The sequence below is a fragment of the Bradyrhizobium sp. HKCCYLR20261 genome, from assembly GCF_051168435.1.
Lineage (GTDB): Bacteria > Pseudomonadota > Alphaproteobacteria > Rhizobiales > Xanthobacteraceae > Bradyrhizobium.
Genome location: NZ_JBNPUZ010000005.1, coordinates 155,019 through 171,313 on the forward strand (window position 1 = coordinate 155,019; position 16,295 = coordinate 171,313).

The 16,295-nt window shown below is 66.4% G+C and carries 14 protein-coding genes; 7 read left to right on the forward strand and 7 right to left on the reverse strand.

Annotated elements, in window-relative coordinates; translation table 11 throughout:
• Positions 1–48 precede the first annotated feature (48 nt).
• Both ACQR1L_RS13305 and ACQR1L_RS13310 read right to left on the reverse strand, forming a co-directional pair.
• Positions 49–672: an ANTAR domain-containing response regulator gene (locus ACQR1L_RS13305; RefSeq protein WP_011925683.1), complete on the reverse strand. Its 624-nt coding sequence runs from the start codon at positions 670–672 to the stop codon at positions 49–51.
• A 14-nt stretch (positions 673–686) separates the two neighbouring features.
• Positions 687–1,862 (reverse strand): transporter substrate-binding domain-containing protein, encoded by a 1,176-nt coding sequence (locus ACQR1L_RS13310; protein ID WP_434858418.1) that lies wholly within the window; start codon positions 1,860–1,862, stop codon positions 687–689.
• A gap of 1,023 nt (positions 1,863–2,885) precedes the next feature.
• On the opposite strand from ACQR1L_RS13310, the gene ACQR1L_RS13315 reads away from it, so the two are divergent.
• Positions 2,886–3,965, forward strand: a complete 1,080-nt coding sequence (locus ACQR1L_RS13315; protein ID WP_434858419.1) for an AI-2E family transporter — start codon at positions 2,886–2,888, stop codon at positions 3,963–3,965.
• Positions 3,966–4,445: 480 nt separating this feature from the next.
• Here ACQR1L_RS13315 and ACQR1L_RS13320 read toward each other — a convergent pair whose 3' ends face one another.
• Together ACQR1L_RS13320 and ilvD are read right to left on the reverse strand one after the other, a co-directional pair.
• A complete protein-coding gene (locus ACQR1L_RS13320; protein WP_434858420.1) occupies positions 4,446–5,411 on the reverse strand; it encodes an amidohydrolase family protein in 966 nt (321 codons plus the stop codon).
• A 358-nt stretch (positions 5,412–5,769) separates the two neighbouring features.
• Complete coding sequence (ilvD, locus tag ACQR1L_RS13325) at positions 5,770–7,611, reverse strand: dihydroxy-acid dehydratase (RefSeq protein WP_434858421.1); 1,842 nt, start codon at positions 7,609–7,611, stop codon at positions 5,770–5,772.
• A 335-nt stretch (positions 7,612–7,946) separates the two neighbouring features.
• On the opposite strand from ilvD, the gene ACQR1L_RS13330 reads away from it, so the two are divergent.
• Both ACQR1L_RS13330 and ACQR1L_RS13335 read left to right on the forward strand, forming a co-directional pair.
• Entirely contained in the window at positions 7,947–8,303 is a 357-nt protein-coding gene (locus tag ACQR1L_RS13330; protein WP_434858422.1) for a copper resistance CopC family protein, read from the forward strand.
• A gap of 16 nt (positions 8,304–8,319) precedes the next feature.
• Positions 8,320–9,978, forward strand: coding sequence for a copper resistance D family protein (locus ACQR1L_RS13335; RefSeq protein ID WP_434858423.1), 1,659 nt, complete (start codon positions 8,320–8,322; stop codon positions 9,976–9,978).
• A gap of 6 nt (positions 9,979–9,984) precedes the next feature.
• Here the strand turns inward: ACQR1L_RS13335 and ACQR1L_RS13340 are convergent, their stop codons facing one another.
• The gene (locus ACQR1L_RS13340) at positions 9,985–10,626 is read right to left on the reverse strand and encodes a cupin domain-containing protein (protein WP_434858424.1); all 642 of its coding nucleotides are present in this window, start codon (positions 10,624–10,626) and stop codon (positions 9,985–9,987) included.
• A 181-nt stretch (positions 10,627–10,807) separates the two neighbouring features.
• On the opposite strand from ACQR1L_RS13340, the gene ACQR1L_RS13345 reads away from it, so the two are divergent.
• Genes ACQR1L_RS13345 through ACQR1L_RS13360 form a run of 4 tightly spaced genes read left to right on the forward strand, consistent with a single transcriptional unit; the run spans position 10,808 to position 14,264 of the window.
• Positions 10,808–11,566 (forward strand): ABC transporter substrate-binding protein, encoded by a 759-nt coding sequence (locus ACQR1L_RS13345; RefSeq protein ID WP_434858425.1) that lies wholly within the window; start codon positions 10,808–10,810, stop codon positions 11,564–11,566.
• Positions 11,567–11,573: 7 nt separating this feature from the next.
• Entirely contained in the window at positions 11,574–12,227 is a 654-nt protein-coding gene (locus ACQR1L_RS13350; protein ID WP_434858426.1) for an amino acid ABC transporter permease, read from the forward strand.
• Positions 12,224–12,955, forward strand: coding sequence for an amino acid ABC transporter ATP-binding protein (locus ACQR1L_RS13355; protein ID WP_434858427.1), 732 nt, complete (start codon positions 12,224–12,226; stop codon positions 12,953–12,955). The genes ACQR1L_RS13350 and ACQR1L_RS13355 overlap by 4 nt, the downstream gene beginning before the upstream one ends.
• Before the next feature lie 16 nt (positions 12,956–12,971).
• Positions 12,972–14,264 carry an NAD(P)/FAD-dependent oxidoreductase gene (locus ACQR1L_RS13360; RefSeq protein WP_434858428.1) on the forward strand — a complete coding sequence of 431 codons (1,293 nt, stop codon included), beginning with the start codon at positions 12,972–12,974 and terminating at the stop codon, positions 14,262–14,264.
• A 22-nt stretch (positions 14,265–14,286) separates the two neighbouring features.
• On the opposite strand, the gene ACQR1L_RS13365 is transcribed toward ACQR1L_RS13360, so the two are convergent.
• Both ACQR1L_RS13365 and ACQR1L_RS13370 read right to left on the reverse strand, forming a co-directional pair.
• Complete coding sequence (locus ACQR1L_RS13365; protein WP_434858429.1) at positions 14,287–14,790, reverse strand: DUF3455 domain-containing protein; 504 nt, start codon at positions 14,788–14,790, stop codon at positions 14,287–14,289.
• 98 nt (positions 14,791–14,888) lie between these two features.
• Entirely contained in the window at positions 14,889–16,103 is a 1,215-nt protein-coding gene (locus ACQR1L_RS13370; protein ID WP_006614518.1) for an NADP-dependent isocitrate dehydrogenase, read from the reverse strand.
• Positions 16,104–16,295 lie beyond the last annotated feature (192 nt).

The window sequence follows — 16,295 nt, forward strand, 5'->3', positions numbered from 1 at the left end:
AAAATTTGAGGCCGCCGCTGCCCAACGCGTGGGCGCGACAATTGGCCCTCAGCGTGACACCGGCGCATCCAGCACCCCCAATCCGCCCAAGGTCTCCTGTGCATTGATGATCGAGATCGCGATGTCGGCCATCGCGACGCGCTTCTGCGTCGCCTGGGCGCGGATCAGCTCATAGGCCTCGACCTCGCCGACCTGCTTCAATCCCATCAGGATCTTCACCGCCTTGTCGACGTCGCGCCGCGCCTTCAACGTCTCCTCGAGCTTCTGCACCTTGCCTTCGAGCCGGCGCGTGTAGCCGCGCAGCGAGCGCGCCAGCACGAGCGAAGAGAGAATACCGAACGAGCGGATCGGCTTGTTGACGACGCCATGCGCATTGCTGTCGAGCAGGCGCTTCAGGATCGTCGGATTCTCGTAGTCGACGATGGCGATGAAGGTGAGCGGATGCTCGGTCGTGCCCTCGGGGAAGATCATCTCCTCGGAGGTCTCGATCAGCTGGAACACCGTGTCGATGTCGTGCGGGATCGCGGCCGGCGGCGGCCACACGCCGCGGACGTTGCAGCCGATGCGCTTGAGCTGGTCGATCAGCGCGTCGCCCTCGGCGTCGCGCGGATGGATCACCAGCACGCGGGCGCCGCGCAACTCCTCGATCAGGCGGCGCACGCCGGGCTTCATGCGGTCATCCGGCCTCATGCTGACAGCGCCTCTTCGCTCAGCCAGCGGCCGCCGATCGGCGACACCGACAGATACGGATCAGGCTTGATCGGGCTCTTGCTCTCCCACACGATGTCGAACTGGCCGTCGGCGCGGACGCGGCCGATGCGCGGCGTGGTCCAGACGTGGTTGTTGTCGGGATCGATCCGGATCGGTCCCTCTGGCGCCTCGAGGCTGAGGCCGAGCGCGGCCTCCACCAGCTTCTGCGTGTCGAGGCTGCCGGCCTGTTCGAGCGCGCGCGCGAACAGCTTGATCTGCGCATAGGCCGAGGCGCTCCACATGCTGACCGGCGTGTCGGCCCCGAAGGTGGCCGCGAACGCCGTCTTGAAGCGGTCGTTGCTGTCGCGCGCGAGCGTGCCGAAATAGCTCGCCGCGGTGAGATGTCCCGCGCAATATTCGGCGCCGATGGCGCGTACCTCGCCCTCGGCCATGGTGAGGCTCGCGATCGGCAACCGCTTCGGATCGAAGCCGGCCTGCGCATACATGCGATAGAAGCGCTGCGCGGTGCGGCCGACGATGGTCGAGAATACGACGTCGGGCGCGGCGTCCCTGATCGCGTCGAGGCCGCGCGTCAGCTCGGCGTCGGTGGCTTCCATCGTCACATACTGCTCGCCGACGACGCGGCCGGCATAGGACTCGACGAGGTCGCGCATGATGCGGTTGGATTCGCGCGGATAGATGTAGTCGGAGCCGATCAGATAGACGCGCGGGCCGTGCTTGCGCACGATGTATTCGGCGAGCTGAAATGCGTTCTGGTTCGGCGCGGGCCCCGTATAGATGACGTTCGGTGAGTATTCGAAACCTTCGTAGAGCGAGGGATACCACAGCAGCCCGTTGCGGCGCTCGATCGCCGGCAGCACCGCCTTGCGTTCCGCCGATGTCGAGCAGCCGAAGATGACGGAGGCGCCGTCCTCGGTCAGCAGGCGGTCGGCGAGCTTGCGGAAGGTTTCGGGCTGCGACCCCGGATCATAGGCGATGACCTCGATCTCGCGGCCGAGCACGCCGCCTTCGGTGTTGATCTCCTGGATCGCGAGCGCGGTGCCGAAGAAGTGCTCGGACTCCGTGACCTGCATCAGGCCGCTGCGCGAGAACAGCACGCCGACGCGCCAGACATCCTTGTCGGATGATTTTGCGGCCGGTCTCGTCGTCATCATTATGCCTCCAGGTCGACGGGCCGGCGCGGCCGGCTCGGAAAGCGCGGACTATTGCCACTCGGCGCGCGGTTGGCAACGGGGGCCGCAGGCGAGGTTCCGTCTCGGGACAAGCTCCAGCATCGCCGCGACGCAGGGAGCGTCCGGATCATGCATCAGGCAGGCCCCCGAAATGATGAGGGCGCAGGGAATGCCGGGCGCTGGCCGCACCCATGGCCCGCCTGCAGACAAAAAAGCAGGCGGCAGTCACCACAGGTCAGCCGAGACATCCCGGCATTCCCTGCGCGGTGGGCTTCACGCTTATACGCGCTCTCCTCGGGGACCGGCTGGTTGACCCCGTCGGCCGCGGAGCTCGTCAGACCTCCGCATACCTTGGCCTCAGCACCGGGAGGCCAGGACCACGCGACTTCACGTACGCCAGTGCATCGCTCGTCCGCACATCACGCGCGCCGATGCCCCGACGTCCACCGCATTGCCGGCCCAACGTGTCGTGACGACGCGTACGCCCCTCATCCGGACCGGAACGCGGATGTTATACACATGATTTGCTGATTTTCGGAAGTGATTTATTTTTCGCGGAGGCTCTTGAAACGGGCTTTGTGGTTGATTGCGTGGCTGAAATCCGCGTTTTGGCGCAGCAGGGGTCACCACGATCTCCGCCGTCATTCCGGGGCAGCCGCGCAGCGGCTGAGCCCGGAATCCATACTCACGAACTGCAGTGCGGGGCGAAGTGGCTGTCACGCGCAGTTCGCTCCACCTCGGGCGGTCGTGGTTATGGATTCCGGGCTCGCGCTGCGCGCGCCCCGGAATGACGATGGGGGACGCTGTGTGTCCCCATGCTCAGGGTGATATGAGCAGCAAACGATCTTGGATGTCGCCGGCCGCGTCGCTTGATCCGCGACGAGATTGGAGCCCGATTGGCGCGTTCGTGCGTTGACGTTAAGAATGCGGCGATGTCCGGCTCACGAGCCTCCCTGAAACCTGGGCGCGTGAACGGAAGTCGCGGCCAGACGAAAGATTGACATGCGCAGTTTCGAAGACCGAGTTCTCCTGTTTCTGCTGGCTGTGATCACGCTCGCGCTCGGCTGGATCCTGCTGCCGTTCTACGGCGCGCTGCTGTGGGGCGTGGTGGGCGCCATCGTGTTCGCGCCGCTCCATCGCCGGCTGTCACAGTCGATGCACGGTCGTGACGGGCTCGCGGCAGCCATCGTCGTGCTGCTGGTCGTTCTGATCATCATCATTCCATTCTCGCTGATCGCGGCGGCGCTGGCGCAGCAGGCGGCCGGCGTCTACGGGCAGGTGCAGGGCGGCCAATTGGACGTCACGCAGTATTTCCAGAAGATGCTGGACGCGCTGCCCAGCTGGATCGTCGATCTGCTGAACCGGTTCGGGCTCGGCAGCCTGGCGGGACTGAAGGACCGGCTGTCGGCGCTGCTGTTGCGAGGCAGCCAGGTGATCGCGGGTCAGGCACTCAACATCGGGCAGGGCACGTTCGAGTTCTTCGTCAGCCTGTTCCTGATGCTCTATCTGCTGTTCTTCCTGCTGCGCGACGAGGAGACGCTGTCGCGACGGATCGCGGAGGCCATCCCGCTGCGCGACGAGCAGCGCGACGCGCTGCTTTCGAAATTCATCATCGTTATCCGCGCGACGGTGAAGGGCAATCTGGTGGTCGCTCTGGCGCAGGGCGCGCTCGGCGGCCTGATCTTCTGGTTCCTCGGCATCACCGCGCCGCTCTTGTGGGCGGTGGTGATGGCGTTCATGTCGCTGCTGCCGGCGGTGGGCGCGGGCATCGTGTGGTTTCCGGTCGCGCTGTATCTCTTGGCGACCGGCTCAATCTGGCACGGCGTGATCCTGATCGCCTATGGCGCGCTGGTGATCGGCCTCGTCGACAATCTGCTGCGCCCGATTCTGGTCGGGCAGGATACCAAGATGCCGGACTACGTCGTGCTGCTGTCGACGCTCGGCGGCATCGAGGTGTTCGGGTTGAACGGTTTCATCATCGGGCCGGTGATTGCGGCGATGTTCATCGCGGTGTGGGAGATGTTCACGGTGGTGCGCAGCGAGAATCGCGCGGTGGCTGATGTGACACGTCCGGCGGATTAGCGCAGCGTCATACGCTTTTGCGAGCCAAGCTCGTTGTCACGCAAACGGTCGTCATTCCGGGGCGGCCGCGTGAGCGGCTGAGCCCGGAATCCATAACCACGAATGGTCATCGTTGTGCGAGCTTTGGCCACATTCATCGCGCTTCGATCGAGACAGTTGTGGTTATGGATTCCGGGCTCGCGCTACGCGCGCCCCGGAATGACGAAAGGTGTGTAGCCCGGGCGAGCGAAGCAACCCCGGGTTCTCAAAGCACAGCGCGTGAGACCCCGCATGTCGCTGCGCTCATGCGGCTACGGCAAAGCATACGCGGCAAGAACGCGGTGTCATGCCCGCGCAGGCGGGCATCGAGTACGCCGCGACGTCTCGGGTTGATCAAGATCGTCCCGGCGTACTGGATCGTCCGCCTTCGCGGACGATGACGGCGGAGTTTGTAGTCCACCGCTTGCGCTCGCAATGACGGGCGCAAGGTCAGTGCACGGCTCAAAATCCGTAGAGCCTTGCCGGATTGTCGACCAATATCTTCTTCCTGATCGCCGCATCCGGTGCCCACACCGGGAGCTGGTTCATCAGGCGGCCGTCGTCGATCGGATAGAACGGCCTGACGTCGGTCACCTTCAGCTCCGGATGCGGCGACGAATCCGGGTGCGGCCAGTCGGTGCCCCAGACGATGCGGTCGGGGTTGGCGGCGATGAGGGCTTTCGCGAACGGGATCACGTCGGTGTAGTCGGGGCCCTTGGTCGAGGCGCGATAGGCGCCGGAGATCTTCACATAGGCCTTTCCGCTGCGGACGAGCTCAACGAGGTCGGAGAAGCCGGGCTGCTCGAGGCCGAGTTCGGCCTGCGCGCCGCCGAAATGGTCGAACACGGCCGGCACCGGTGATTGCAGCACGAGGTCCTTGATGGCCGCGATCATCGGCGTGTTGGTGTAGAGCTGGACGTGCCAGCCGCGCGCGGTCATGCGCTCGACGGCGGCCTGGAAGCGGGCGCGGCCGATAGTGGGATCGTTGATGCCGCCGGTCGCGAGGTTGAGGCGGATGCCGCGGAAGCCCTCGGCGTTCATCTGATCGAGCTGCGCCTCGGTGGTCTTTTCGTCGATCACGGCGACGCCGCGGGCGTCGTTGCCCCTGGCCTTCATGCCGTAGAGCGTCGACGAATTGTCGGTGCCGTAGACGCTCGGCGTCACGATCACCACGCGCTGGATGTGCAGCGCCTTGTGAAGGGCGGCCATCTCTTCAGGCAGGGCCGGCTCCGGCGTGTAGACCCGGCTGGCCGCGAACGGGAATTTGTCAGGATCGCCGTGGATATGGGTGTGGCAGTCGCAGGCCCCGGGCGGTACGTCGAAGTCGACCGGCGTCGAGGGCTGCGCGGGCTTGGCGCGCGTGGCTGTCGTGGTCATCGTCACTCCGGCGGCGAGCGAGGCGAGCAGCAGGCTGCGGCGGTTCAACATGGCGGTCCTTCCCCGGAGATCAGGGCGCGTGCGTAATGGTCGACGCGCCTTTGGACAGGAAGGGTGAACCTGCTCGCGCGAGGGGGCAAGAGCGAAATAAGCGAGAGTTGCGAAGTCACCCGAAGTGTCGTCCGTGGCCCCTGGATCGCGTCGCTGCGCTCGCGATGACGGAGTGCGTGGAGGGGACGGTGCTCGCCACACCCGTCATTGCGAGCGGAGCGAAGCAATCCAGGAATGGCGGACCAGGCGACGGTCTGAGTTATGGCCCGTCGGCAGCGACTCGTAGATACACATTCGCTACCCGTTGAGGGCGGCAGCGCCAAGCCGATCAGGTTGGCGCCGCCGCTCTCTGTCAGACTCAGTCCTTCACGATGCGCACCGCACCCTTGGCGGCGCTGCTCGCGAAGGCGGCGTAGGCCTTCAGCGCGGTCGAGACCTTGCGGGCGCGGGTCTTCGGCTTCCAGGCCTTGTCCCCCTTCGCCTCCATCGCCGCGCGGCGCTGCGCGAGCTCTTCATCCGACACCGCGAGATGAATCGTGCGGTTCGGAATGTCGATCTCGATGCGGTCGCCGTCCTGCACGAGGCCGATCAGGCCGCCATCGGCGGCTTCCGGCGAGACGTGGCCGATCGAGAGGCCCGAGGTGCCGCCGGAGAAGCGGCCGTCGGTGATCAGCGCGCAGGCCTTGCCGAGGCCCTTCGACTTCAGATAGCTGGTCGGATACAGCATCTCCTGCATGCCGGGGCCGCCGCGCGGGCCTTCATAGATGATGACGACGATGTCGCCTTCCTTGATCTTGTTGGTCAGGATCGCCTCGACCGCCGCGTCCTGGCTCTCCATCACCCGCGCCGGGCCGGAGAATTTCAGGATCGAGGCATCGACGCCCGCGGTCTTCACGATGCAGCCGTCGCGCGCGATGTTGCCGGTCAGCACGGCGAGGCCGCCGTCCTTGGAGTAGGCATGGTCCAGATCGCGGATGCAGCCTTTTTCACGGTCGAGATCGAGCTCCTGATAGCGGCGGTCCTGGCTGAAGGCGACCTGGGTCGGCACGCCGCCGGGCGCGGCCATGTAGAAGTTCTTCACGCTCTCGCTGGACGTCTGGCGGATGTCCCAGCGCTCCAGCGCGGCCGCGAGCGAGGCCGAATGCACGCTCGGCAATTCCGTGTGCAAGAGGCCGGCGCGGGCGAGCTCGCCGAGGATGCCCATCACGCCGCCGGCGCGATGCACGTCCTCCATGTGCACGTCGGCCACGGCGGGCGCGACCTTGCACAGGCAGGGCACCTTGCGGGACAGGCGGTCGATGTCGGTCATCGTGAACGGGATCTCGCCCTCATGCGCGGCGGCGAGCAGATGCAGCACGGTGTTGGTCGAGCCGCCCATCGCGATGTCCATGCTCATCGCATTCTCGAACGCCTTGAAGTTGGCGATCGAGCGCGGCAGCACGCTCGCATCATCCTGCTCGTAGTAGCGGCGGGCGAGGTCGACGATCAGGTGGCCGGCCTCGACGAACAGGCCGCGGCGGTCGGCATGGGTCGCCAGCACCGAGCCGTTGCCGGGCAGCGACAGGCCGAGCGCCTCGGTCAAACAGTTCATCGAGTTGGCGGTGAACATGCCGGAGCAGGAGCCGCAGGTCGGGCAGGCCGAGCGCTCCATCACCTCGACATCGGCGTCCGAGACCTTGTCGTCGGCGGCTACGATCATCGCATCGATCAGGTCGACCTTGCGCAGCTTGCCCTGGATGTTGACCTTGCCGGCCTCCATCGGGCCACCGGAGACGAACACCGCGGGGATGTTGAGCCGCATCGCGGCCATCAGCATGCCGGGGGTGATCTTGTCGCAATTGGAGATGCAGACCATGGCGTCGGCGCAATGCGCGTTGACCATGTATTCGGTGCTGTCGGCGATCAGCTCGCGCGACGGCAGGCTGTAGAGCATGCCGTCATGGCCCATCGCGATGCCGTCGTCGACGGCGATGGTGTTGAACTCCTTGGCGACGCCGCCGGCCTTCTCGATCTCGCGCGCGACCAGCTGGCCGAGATCCTTGAGGTGGACGTGGCCCGGCACGAACTGGGTGAAGGAGTTGACGACGGCGATGATCGGCTTGCCGAAATCCTCGTTGGTCATGCCGGTGGCGCGCCACAGGCCGCGGGCGCCGGCCATGTTGCGGCCATGGGTGGAGGTGCGGGAGCGATAGGCGGGCATAACGGGTTCCTTCGGCGTTCCTCGGATCAGGGCAATCTTGGTCCGGCGGGCAGGGCGACTGGCCGCGACGGCCGGACGGGCGGCAATGATGGGGCGAGGCATACAGCGAAGTCCTTGACGATTCGACCCTAAATTTCGCCGCAGCGGGGATGCGGGACGGGCAGGGCAGGCGTCGGCCGGTGCGCGCCAAACTGGCTGTCCACAGCTCCGCTCACGGCATTGTGGTGAGGTATGGAACGGGCGGCTGCCATAGATTAGAACGGAATCGTTCTTTTCTCTGGGCGCAGCTCTTGCTTGCGGGACGCTGTGCATCCTCAGATGTCGGCAATCATCCCATGCTCGCCCTGCGACTTCGCCTCGTGCTGCCCCTGGCCGTCCTCGCCTTGCCCGCCACAGCCTCCGCCCACGCCATCATCGTCTCGTCGCAGCCCGCCTCGGGCGCGACCATCGACAAGGACGCGCTGGCGATCCGGCTGCGCTTCAACAGCCGCATCGATCACGCGAGGTCGCGGTTGAAGCTCAAGGCGCCCGATGGTGCCGAGCAGGCCTTGACCCCTGCGGCGGACGCACCGGCCGACGAGATCGATGCGCAGGCGAGGGCGCTCAGCCCCGGCGCCTGGCACCTGCAATGGCAGGTGCTCAGCGTCGACGGCCACATCACCCGCGGCGACATTCCGTTCACCGTGCGCTAACCGGCGTGCTCGTCTCATGGCGCTGTTCCTCGATATCTTCGGCTATCTCACGGTGGTGCTGCGCGGGCTGACCCTGCTGGCGCAGTCGTTCACCATCGGCGGCATTGCGTTCCAGCTCCTGCTGCTGCGGCCGCTGCAGGACAAGCTGTCTGCCGATGCGCTGGTGGTGGGGAAGCGGGCGCAGCGGTTCCTGCGCCGCAGCGCTACCGCCTGGTTCGCCGTGGTCGCGATCTCGCTGGCCGTCAACATGGCGGCGCTGACCGGCACGCTGGATCTGTCGCTGCGCGAGGCCGTCGGCGCGGACTTCGCGCGCTCGGGGCTTGTGGTTGCCGCCTGCGCGCTCGGCATCGCCGCGCTGGCGCGCACCGGCACCTGGGTGACGTGGCGCGCCGCGGCGCTGCTCGCGCTGATGGGGCTGGCGCTGGCGATGCAGCTCAACCTGACGCATGCGGCGAGCCGGCTCGACGTGCGCTGGCCGCTGCTCGCGGCGGATTTCCTGCACATGCTCGGCGCCGGCGTGTGGATCGGCGGCCTGCCGTATTTCCTGCTCGCGCTGAACGGCTGCACGGCGGAGGACGACCAGCGCCGCATCGGCCGGCGCTACTCGCTGATGTCGATGGCCTCGGTGGCGGCGATCGTGCTCGGCGGCACCATCATGGCAATCGCCTATCTCGGCTCGTTCGAGGCGATCTACGGCACCGCCTATGGCGTGATGACCTCGGCCAAGGTCGCGATGCTCGTGATGCTGCTCGCGCTCGGCGCCGGCAACTTCTTCGCCGTCGAGCGGCTGCGGCGCGGCGATCCGTCAGCGCCCTTGCTGCGGATGAAGCGCTTCGTCGAGGTCGAGCTCGGCATCGGCCTGACGGTGCTGCTCACCGCGGGCTCGCTGACCTCGCTGCCGCCCGGCATCGATCTCAGCCAGGACCGCTTGAGCTGGTCGGAGATCGTCGAGCGCGCCGCGCCGCAATGGCCGCGTCTGACGAGTCCTTCGGTCGACCAGCTCACGGTCTCGCAGCTCCAGGCCAAGATCGATGCCGCCGACGCGCAGCGCGTGACCGCGCCGCAGGCCTATGTGCCGGGCGAGGGCGTGATCCTGCCGCGCAGCGCCGCCGACATCGCCTGGTCGGAATACAACCACCACTGGGCCGGCATCTTCGTCGTGCTGATCGGTCTGCTCGCGCTGATCGAGCGCTTCTCCTGGGGGCGGTGGGCGCGGCACTGGCCGCTGCTGTTCCTGCTGATGGCGGCGTTCCTGTTCCTGCGCGCCGACGAGATGGCCTGGCCGCTCGGGCCGATCGGCTTCTGGGCGTCGTGGCGCGACCCGGAAGTGGCGCAGCACCGGCTGTTCGTGGTGCTGATCATCCTGTTCGGCCTGTTCGAATGGCGCGTCCGGCTGCGCGGGCAGCAGGCGGGCCGCGCCGCGCTGGTGTTTCCACTGACGGTCGCCGCCGGCGGCGCGCTGCTGATGACCCACTCGCACGCCATTGCCAACATCAAGGACCAGCTGCTGATCGAGATGAGCCACACGCCGCTGGCGCTCTGCGGCATCACCGCCGGCTGGGCGCGCTGGCTGGAGCTGCGGATGGACGGCCGCATCAGCCGCGCCGCCGCCTGGGTCTGGCCGGTGGCCTTCGTGCTGGTCGGGCTGATCCTGCTGGATTATCGCGAGGCGTGAGGCGCTTTACGTCACGCAGTTCACCCAGAGCACGACGGCTTTGGCATCGTCGGCCGGATTGGAGAAGCGGTGCGGGCGGCGACTGGCGAAGCGGAAGCTGTCGCCGGTCTTGAGCGACCACGTCTCGGCATCGACCGTGAGGATCATCTCGCCTTCGAGCACCAGGCCCGCTTCCTCGCCGTCATGGGTGTAGAGCTCGTCGCCGGTCGAGCCGCGGGGCTCCAGATGCACCAGGAACAGATTGAGCTTGTTGTCGGCGCCGGCCGCGCTGAGCAGCTGCTTGGACACGCCGGTGCGCCACAGCTTGAGCTCCGGCCGCTGCGCGCCGCGCGTGACCACGGCGTCGGACGCCGCATCGCCCCCCGGGCTGGTGCCGAACAGCGCGGCGATGCCGACGCCGAGCACGTCGGCGAGCGTCGCCAGTACGCGCAGCGACGGTGACGACAGGCCGCGCTCGATCTGGCTGAGGAAACCGATCGAGAGCTCCGTCTGCGCCGCGACGGTCTCGAGCGACAATTTCCGCTCGCGCCTGAGATCGCGGATGCGCCCGCCGACCGCGACGTCCATCGCCGGCTCGACCGCCGTCGCGGCCGTCTGCGACGGCGCCTTGCGCTTTCGCGAAGGTGCGGCTGCGCTGGGTTTGCGCAATCTCTTGCCTCCACTCACGTCAGACCGCTTCCTTCATGTGCATGAAAACCGCTTGCAACATCCGCCGAAGTATGCCCAAATTTTCATATTGGTGAAAATAGGCCGAAACCGCGCGGCCCGCAACGGTTGCCATTGCAACTGATGAGGCACGCTGCGGCCGGCAGGTCCGAAGGGGGATGTGATGCTGTTGAAGCGTTTTGTTCGGGCCGCCTGCGCGGCCCTGGTGTTGGCGGCGGTCGCGCCTGTCTCGGCGCAGCAGGTGCTGAAGGTCGGCTCGACCCCGACCGGCATTCCCTTCACTTTCCTCGACACCAAGACCAACCAGATCCAGGGCGTGATGGTCGATCTCATGACCGAGATCGGCAAGGACGCCGGCTTCAACGTGCAGATCGAGCCGATGCAGTTCTCGGCGCTGATCCCGTCCTTGACGTCCAGCAAGATCGACATCATCGCCGCCGCGATGTTCATCACCCCGCCGCGCAAGGAGGTGGTCGATTTCTCCGATCCGATCTACACCTATGGCGAGGGCCTGATCGTGCCCAAGGCCGACACCAAGGCCTACGCCTCGCAGGAGGATCTCAAGGGCGAGGTGGTCGGCGCGCAGGTCGGCACGGCGTTCGTTGATGCGCTGAAGAAGTCCGGGCTGTTCTCCGAGGTCAAGGCCTACGACACCATTCCCGACATCCTGCGCGACGTGAACACCGGCCGCCTCAAGGCCGGCTTCGCCGACTATCCGATCCTAGCCTATAATCTCAAGCAGGGCGCTTTTCCCGACGCGCGGCTCGTCGCCAGCTACAAGCCGGTGACGGTCGGCTCGGTCGGCATCGCCGTGCGAAAGGGCGAGGCGGAGCTGCTCGGCAAGGTCAACGCCTCGCTGGCCAAGCTGAAGGCGAACGGGACGGTCGACAAGATTCTCGACAAATGGGGCCTGAAGGGCTGACCGGATCATGAATCGATTCTGGCACGATGCCGTCGAGTTCTTTCCGATCCTGCTCAACGGCGTGGTGCTGACGATCATCGTCACCCTGGGATCGCTGCTGCTCTCGACCGTGCTCGGGCTGGTCTGGGCGATGATGCGGGTGTCGGGCATCCGCGTGTTGTCCGGCCTGAGCGCGGCGCTGATCAATCTGATCCGCGGCATCCCGATCATCGTGCTGCTGTTCTATCTCTACTTCGTGATGCCAGACCTCGGCGTCACCCTGTCGGCGTTGCAGGCCGCCATTCTCGGCCTCGGCATCGCCTATTCGGCCTACCAGGCGGAGAACTTCCGCGCCGGCATCGAGGCGATCGACAAGGGGCAGATCGAGGCGGCGCAGTCGATCGGCATGGGCTGGTGGATGACGATGCGCCGCGTGGTGCTGCCGCAGGCGGTGCGCATCGTGCTGCCGCCCTATGGCAACGTCATGATCATGATGCTGAAGGATTCCTCGCAGGCCTCGACCATCACGGTCGCCGAGCTGGCGCTGCAGGGCAAGCTGATCGCGTCCTCGACCTTCAAGAACTCGAGCGTGTTCACGCTCGTGGCGCTGATGTATCTCACCATGAGCATCCCGCTGATCCTGCTGGTCCGGCACTTCGAGAAGCGGGCGTCACGCCGATGATCGAGCTCGTCGACGTCCACAAAAGCTTCGGCAAGGTCGAGGTGCTCAAGGGCATCACGGCCTCGGTCGAGAAGGGCGAGGTGGTCTGCATCATCGGGCCGTCCGGCTCCGGCAAGTCGACCATCCTCCGCTGCATCAACGGGCTCGAAAGCTACGATCGCGGCACGATCAGCGTCGAGGGGCTGCGGGTCGATCGCGACGCGCGATCGATCGTGGCGATCCGCACCCAGGTCTCGATGGTGTTCCAGCGCTTCAACCTGTTCCCGCACCGGACCGCGCTGGACAACGTCATCGAGGGCCCGCTCTACGTGAAGAAGGAGCCGCGCGCAGCCGCCGTGGAGCGCGGCCGGGCGCTGCTCGCCCAGGTCGGGCTCGCTGACAAGGCCGACATGCATCCGCCTCAGCTCTCCGGCGGCCAGCAGCAGCGCGTCGCGATCGCACGCGCGCTCGCGATGCAGCCCAAGGCGATCCTGTTCGACGAGCCGACCTCGGCGCTCGATCCCGAGCTGGTCGGCGACGTGCTCGGCGTGATGCGCAAGCTCGCCGATGACGGCATGACCATGGTGGTCGTCACCCATGAGATCGGCTTTGCCCGCGAGGTCGCCGACCGCGTGCTGTTCATCGACGGCGGCGTCATCGTCGAGCAGGGGCCGGCGAAGGTGATGCTCAATCAACCGCAGCACCCGCGCACGCAGGATTTCCTGCGCCGCGTGCTGCATCCGCTGTGACGCAAGCGAGACCGCCATGACACGTCCCGATCGCCTTCCGCTGCCGCCGTCGGTCTATGCCGTGACGGCCGTTGCGCCCGCGGCGACCCCGCCGCTCTACGTCGACCGCAGCGTCTCGGTTGCGATCATCGGCGGCGGCTTCACCGGCCTGTCGACCGCGCTGCATCTGGCGGAGCAGGGCACCGACTGCGTGGTGCTCGAGGCGCAGGAGCCCGGCTGGGGCGCCTCCGGCAACAATGGCGGCCACACCAATCCCGGCCTCAAGCATGACCCTGATCAGATCGAGGCCGATTTCGGCGCCGAGCTCGGCCGCCGCATGATCGACTTCGCCTACGGCACGACCAACTTCACCCACGACCTGATCCGCCGCTATCAGATCCCCTGCGAGGCCCGGCAGCAGGGCACGCTGCGCGCTGCCTATCATCCCGCCAGCGCCACGGCGATCGAGCGTACCGCCGAGCAGTGCATCCGCCGCGGTATGCCGGTCGAGCTGTATGACCGCGACAAGCTGCGCGAGGTCACCGGCAGCGACCGCTATGTCTGCGCCATGTTCGACGCGCGTGGCGGCGATCTGCATCCGCTGAACTACGCGCGCGGGCTGGCGCGGGCGGCGATCTCGACCGGCGCCGCGGTCCATGGCGACACGCCGGCGCTGTCGTTGCGCCGCGACGGCGCGCGCTGGCGGATCGAGACGCCGCGGGCCGTGGTGCACGCCGACAAGGTGCTGATCGCGACCAACGGCTTCACCGGGGATCTCTGGCCGGAGCTGCGCCAGACCGTGATTCCGGTGTTCTCCTCGATTGCAGCCACCGCGCCGCTGTCGGAGGATGTGGTCCGCGCGATCATGCCGACGCGCTCGGTGCTGTATGAGAGCGGCCACATCACGGTCTACTACCGCATCGACCAGAACAACCGCCTCTTGATGGGCGGCCGCGGCCCGATGCGCTGGATCAATTCGCCTGGCGACGTCGCCTATCTCATGCGCTACGCCGAGCGGCTGTGGCCGAAGCTCAATGGCGTGGCCTGGACGCATGGCTGGAACAGCCGGCTGGCCATCACCAAGGACCACTATCCGCATGTCCATGAGCCGGCCGAGGGCATCCTGATCTCGCTCGGCTGCAATGGCCGGGGCGTGGCGCTGTCCACGGCGATGGGCGCCCAGCTCGCGCGTCGCCTCATCGGCGGCGCCAAGGCGGAGATCGACATGCCCGTGACCGGCATCAAGCCGATCCCGCTGCACGGCCTGTGGCCCGTCGCGGTGACCGGTGCCGTCATCGCGGGACGGGTGCGGGACCGGCTCGGGCTGTGAGCAGGCCGCGCGTCGACGGGCCTCACTCCTTTTTCAGGAACACATAGTCGGCGGCGTAGGCGACGCTGCGGAATTGCCCGGCGGTGTCGCAGGCGCCCTCCAGCTTGCCGCCGGCGGTGTTGATCCGCTGTACCGTGGTGACGTCGGCGAGGAGGCCGGAGCCTTTGTGCGCGGTCGCCGCGAGCTTGAGCCAGGGGATGTCGTTGTCGGTGGCGCCGATCGCGGTCCCGACGACGCGGCCGGTCACGCCCGAGCCGTCCTGATGCTCCCAATTCGGCCCGGCGTAGTGCCGGCCGACGGTCTTGCCGCCATCAAACAACGTGGCGATCGGCTCGCGGAACGCCCAGGCGAGCTTGCCGTCCTTGTCGGTCTTGCACTCGTAGACCTGCGCACCCTCGGCATGCAGCGTCAGCACCGGCTTCTCGCCGGCGGCCACCAGAGCATCGGGAATAGTGGTCTCGGCGGCCTGGACGGGGATGGAGACGGCGCCCAACAGGAGCAGCGACAAATTCGGGATCACGCGCATGGTCAAGTCCTCGAGGGTGGCGGCGGAAACGAAACGGGCCACGCTGGTGGCGCGGCCCGTTGATAGGTGACGAATTTGAAGGGCGAAAGTGGCGAAACTTACGCCGCCATCGCCTTGGTCAGGTTCTCGGCGATCTTGTCGAGGAAGCCGGTCGTCGACAGCCAGCGCTGGTCGGCGCCGACCAGGAGCGCGAGGTCCTTGGTCATGTAGCCGGCCTCGACGGTGTCAACGCAGACCTTCTCCAGGGTGGACGCGAACTTGGCCAGCTCGGCATTGTTGTCGAGCTTGGCGCGGTGCGACAGGCCGCGGGTCCAGGCGAAGATCGAGGCGATCGAGTTGGTCGAGGTCTCCTTGCCCTTCTGGTGCTCGCGGAAGTGGCGGGTCACCGTGCCGTGGGCGGCCTCGGCCTCCACCGTGTTGCCGTCCGGGGTCAGCAGCACCGAGGTCATCAGGCCGAGCGAGCCGTAGCCCTGGGCCACGGTGTCGGACTGCACGTCGCCGTCATAGTTCTTACAGGCCCAGACGTAGCCGCCCGACCACTTCAGCGCCGCGGCGACCATGTCGTCGATCAGTCGGTGCTCATAGGTGATCTTCTTGGCCTCGAACTTGTCCTTGAACTCCTTGTCGAACACTTCCTGGAACAGGTCCTTGAAGCGGCCGTCATAGACCTTCAGGATGGTGTTCTTGGTGGAGAGGTAGACCGAATAGTTCTTGGCCAGGCCCATGTTGAACGAGGCGCGGGCGAAATCGACGATCGAGTCGTCGAGATTGTACATCTCCATCGCGATGCCCGGACCCGGCGCCTTGAACACCTCGCGCTCGATCACGGTGCCGTCCTCGCCGACGAACTTCATCGACAAAGTGCCCTTGCCGGGGAATTTGAAGTCGGTGGCGCGGTACTGGTCGCCATAGGCGTGGCGGCCGATGATGATCGGCTTGGTCCAGCCGGGGACGAGGCGCGGCACGTTCTTGCAGATGATCGGCTCGCGGAACACGACGCCGCCGAGGATGTTGCGGATGGTGCCGTTCGGCGACTTCCACATCTCCTTGAGGCCGAATTCCTTCACCCGGGCTTCGTCGGGGGTGATGGTGGCGCACTTGACGCCGACGCCGACCTTCTTGATCGCGTTGGCGGCATCGATCGTGATCTGGTCGTTGGTCTTGTCGCGGCTCTCCATCCCCAGGTCGTAATATTGCAGATCGATGTCAAGGAACGGGTTGATCAGCTTGTCCTTGATGTACTGCCAGATGATCCGGGTCATCTCGTCGCCGTCGAGCTCGACGACCGGATTGGTCACCTTGATTTTTGCCATGATCGATGGGGCCTTCTTGGGAACAGCGCGCCAGGAATGGAAAGCGCTTGTGAAATCAAGCGCGTCATAGCACTGCTGCACCGCATGCGGAAGCGTACCCGGTAGGCTCCCGGTGCTGATTTTCGCAGCCCGCTCATGCAGCGGGCAAGGGAGCGGGACCGGCCGCCTGCCATTTCGAGCAAACTGCAAAAT

What these genes read in the sequence shown, in the direction of transcription:
- ACQR1L_RS13320 (WP_434858420.1), bottom strand. Translation starts at nt 5,411, where the DNA reads ATGTTGAACCGCCGCAGCCTGCTGCTCGCCTCGCTCGCCGCCGGAGTG.
- ACQR1L_RS13335 (WP_434858423.1), top strand. Translation starts at nt 8,320, where the DNA reads ATGGCGCTGTTCCTCGATATCTTCGGCTATCTCACGGTGGTGCTGCGC.
- ACQR1L_RS13355 (WP_434858427.1), top strand. Translation starts at nt 12,224, where the DNA reads ATGATCGAGCTCGTCGACGTCCACAAAAGCTTCGGCAAGGTCGAGGTG.
- ACQR1L_RS13305 (WP_011925683.1), bottom strand. Translation starts at nt 672, where the DNA reads ATGAAGCCCGGCGTGCGCCGCCTGATCGAGGAGTTGCGCGGCGCCCGC.
- ACQR1L_RS13360 (WP_434858428.1), top strand. Translation starts at nt 12,972, where the DNA reads ATGACACGTCCCGATCGCCTTCCGCTGCCGCCGTCGGTCTATGCCGTG.
- ACQR1L_RS13345 (WP_434858425.1), top strand. Translation starts at nt 10,808, where the DNA reads ATGCTGTTGAAGCGTTTTGTTCGGGCCGCCTGCGCGGCCCTGGTGTTG.
- ACQR1L_RS13315 (WP_434858419.1), top strand. Translation starts at nt 2,886, where the DNA reads ATGCGCAGTTTCGAAGACCGAGTTCTCCTGTTTCTGCTGGCTGTGATC.
- ilvD (WP_434858421.1), bottom strand. Translation starts at nt 7,611, where the DNA reads ATGCCCGCCTATCGCTCCCGCACCTCCACCCATGGCCGCAACATGGCC.
- ACQR1L_RS13365 (WP_434858429.1), bottom strand. Translation starts at nt 14,790, where the DNA reads ATGCGCGTGATCCCGAATTTGTCGCTGCTCCTGTTGGGCGCCGTCTCC.
- ACQR1L_RS13310 (WP_434858418.1), bottom strand. Translation starts at nt 1,862, where the DNA reads ATGACGACGAGACCGGCCGCAAAATCATCCGACAAGGATGTCTGGCGC.
- ACQR1L_RS13370 (WP_006614518.1), bottom strand. Translation starts at nt 16,103, where the DNA reads ATGGCAAAAATCAAGGTGACCAATCCGGTCGTCGAGCTCGACGGCGAC.
- ACQR1L_RS13330 (WP_434858422.1), top strand. Translation starts at nt 7,947, where the DNA reads ATGCTCGCCCTGCGACTTCGCCTCGTGCTGCCCCTGGCCGTCCTCGCC.
- ACQR1L_RS13350 (WP_434858426.1), top strand. Translation starts at nt 11,574, where the DNA reads ATGAATCGATTCTGGCACGATGCCGTCGAGTTCTTTCCGATCCTGCTC.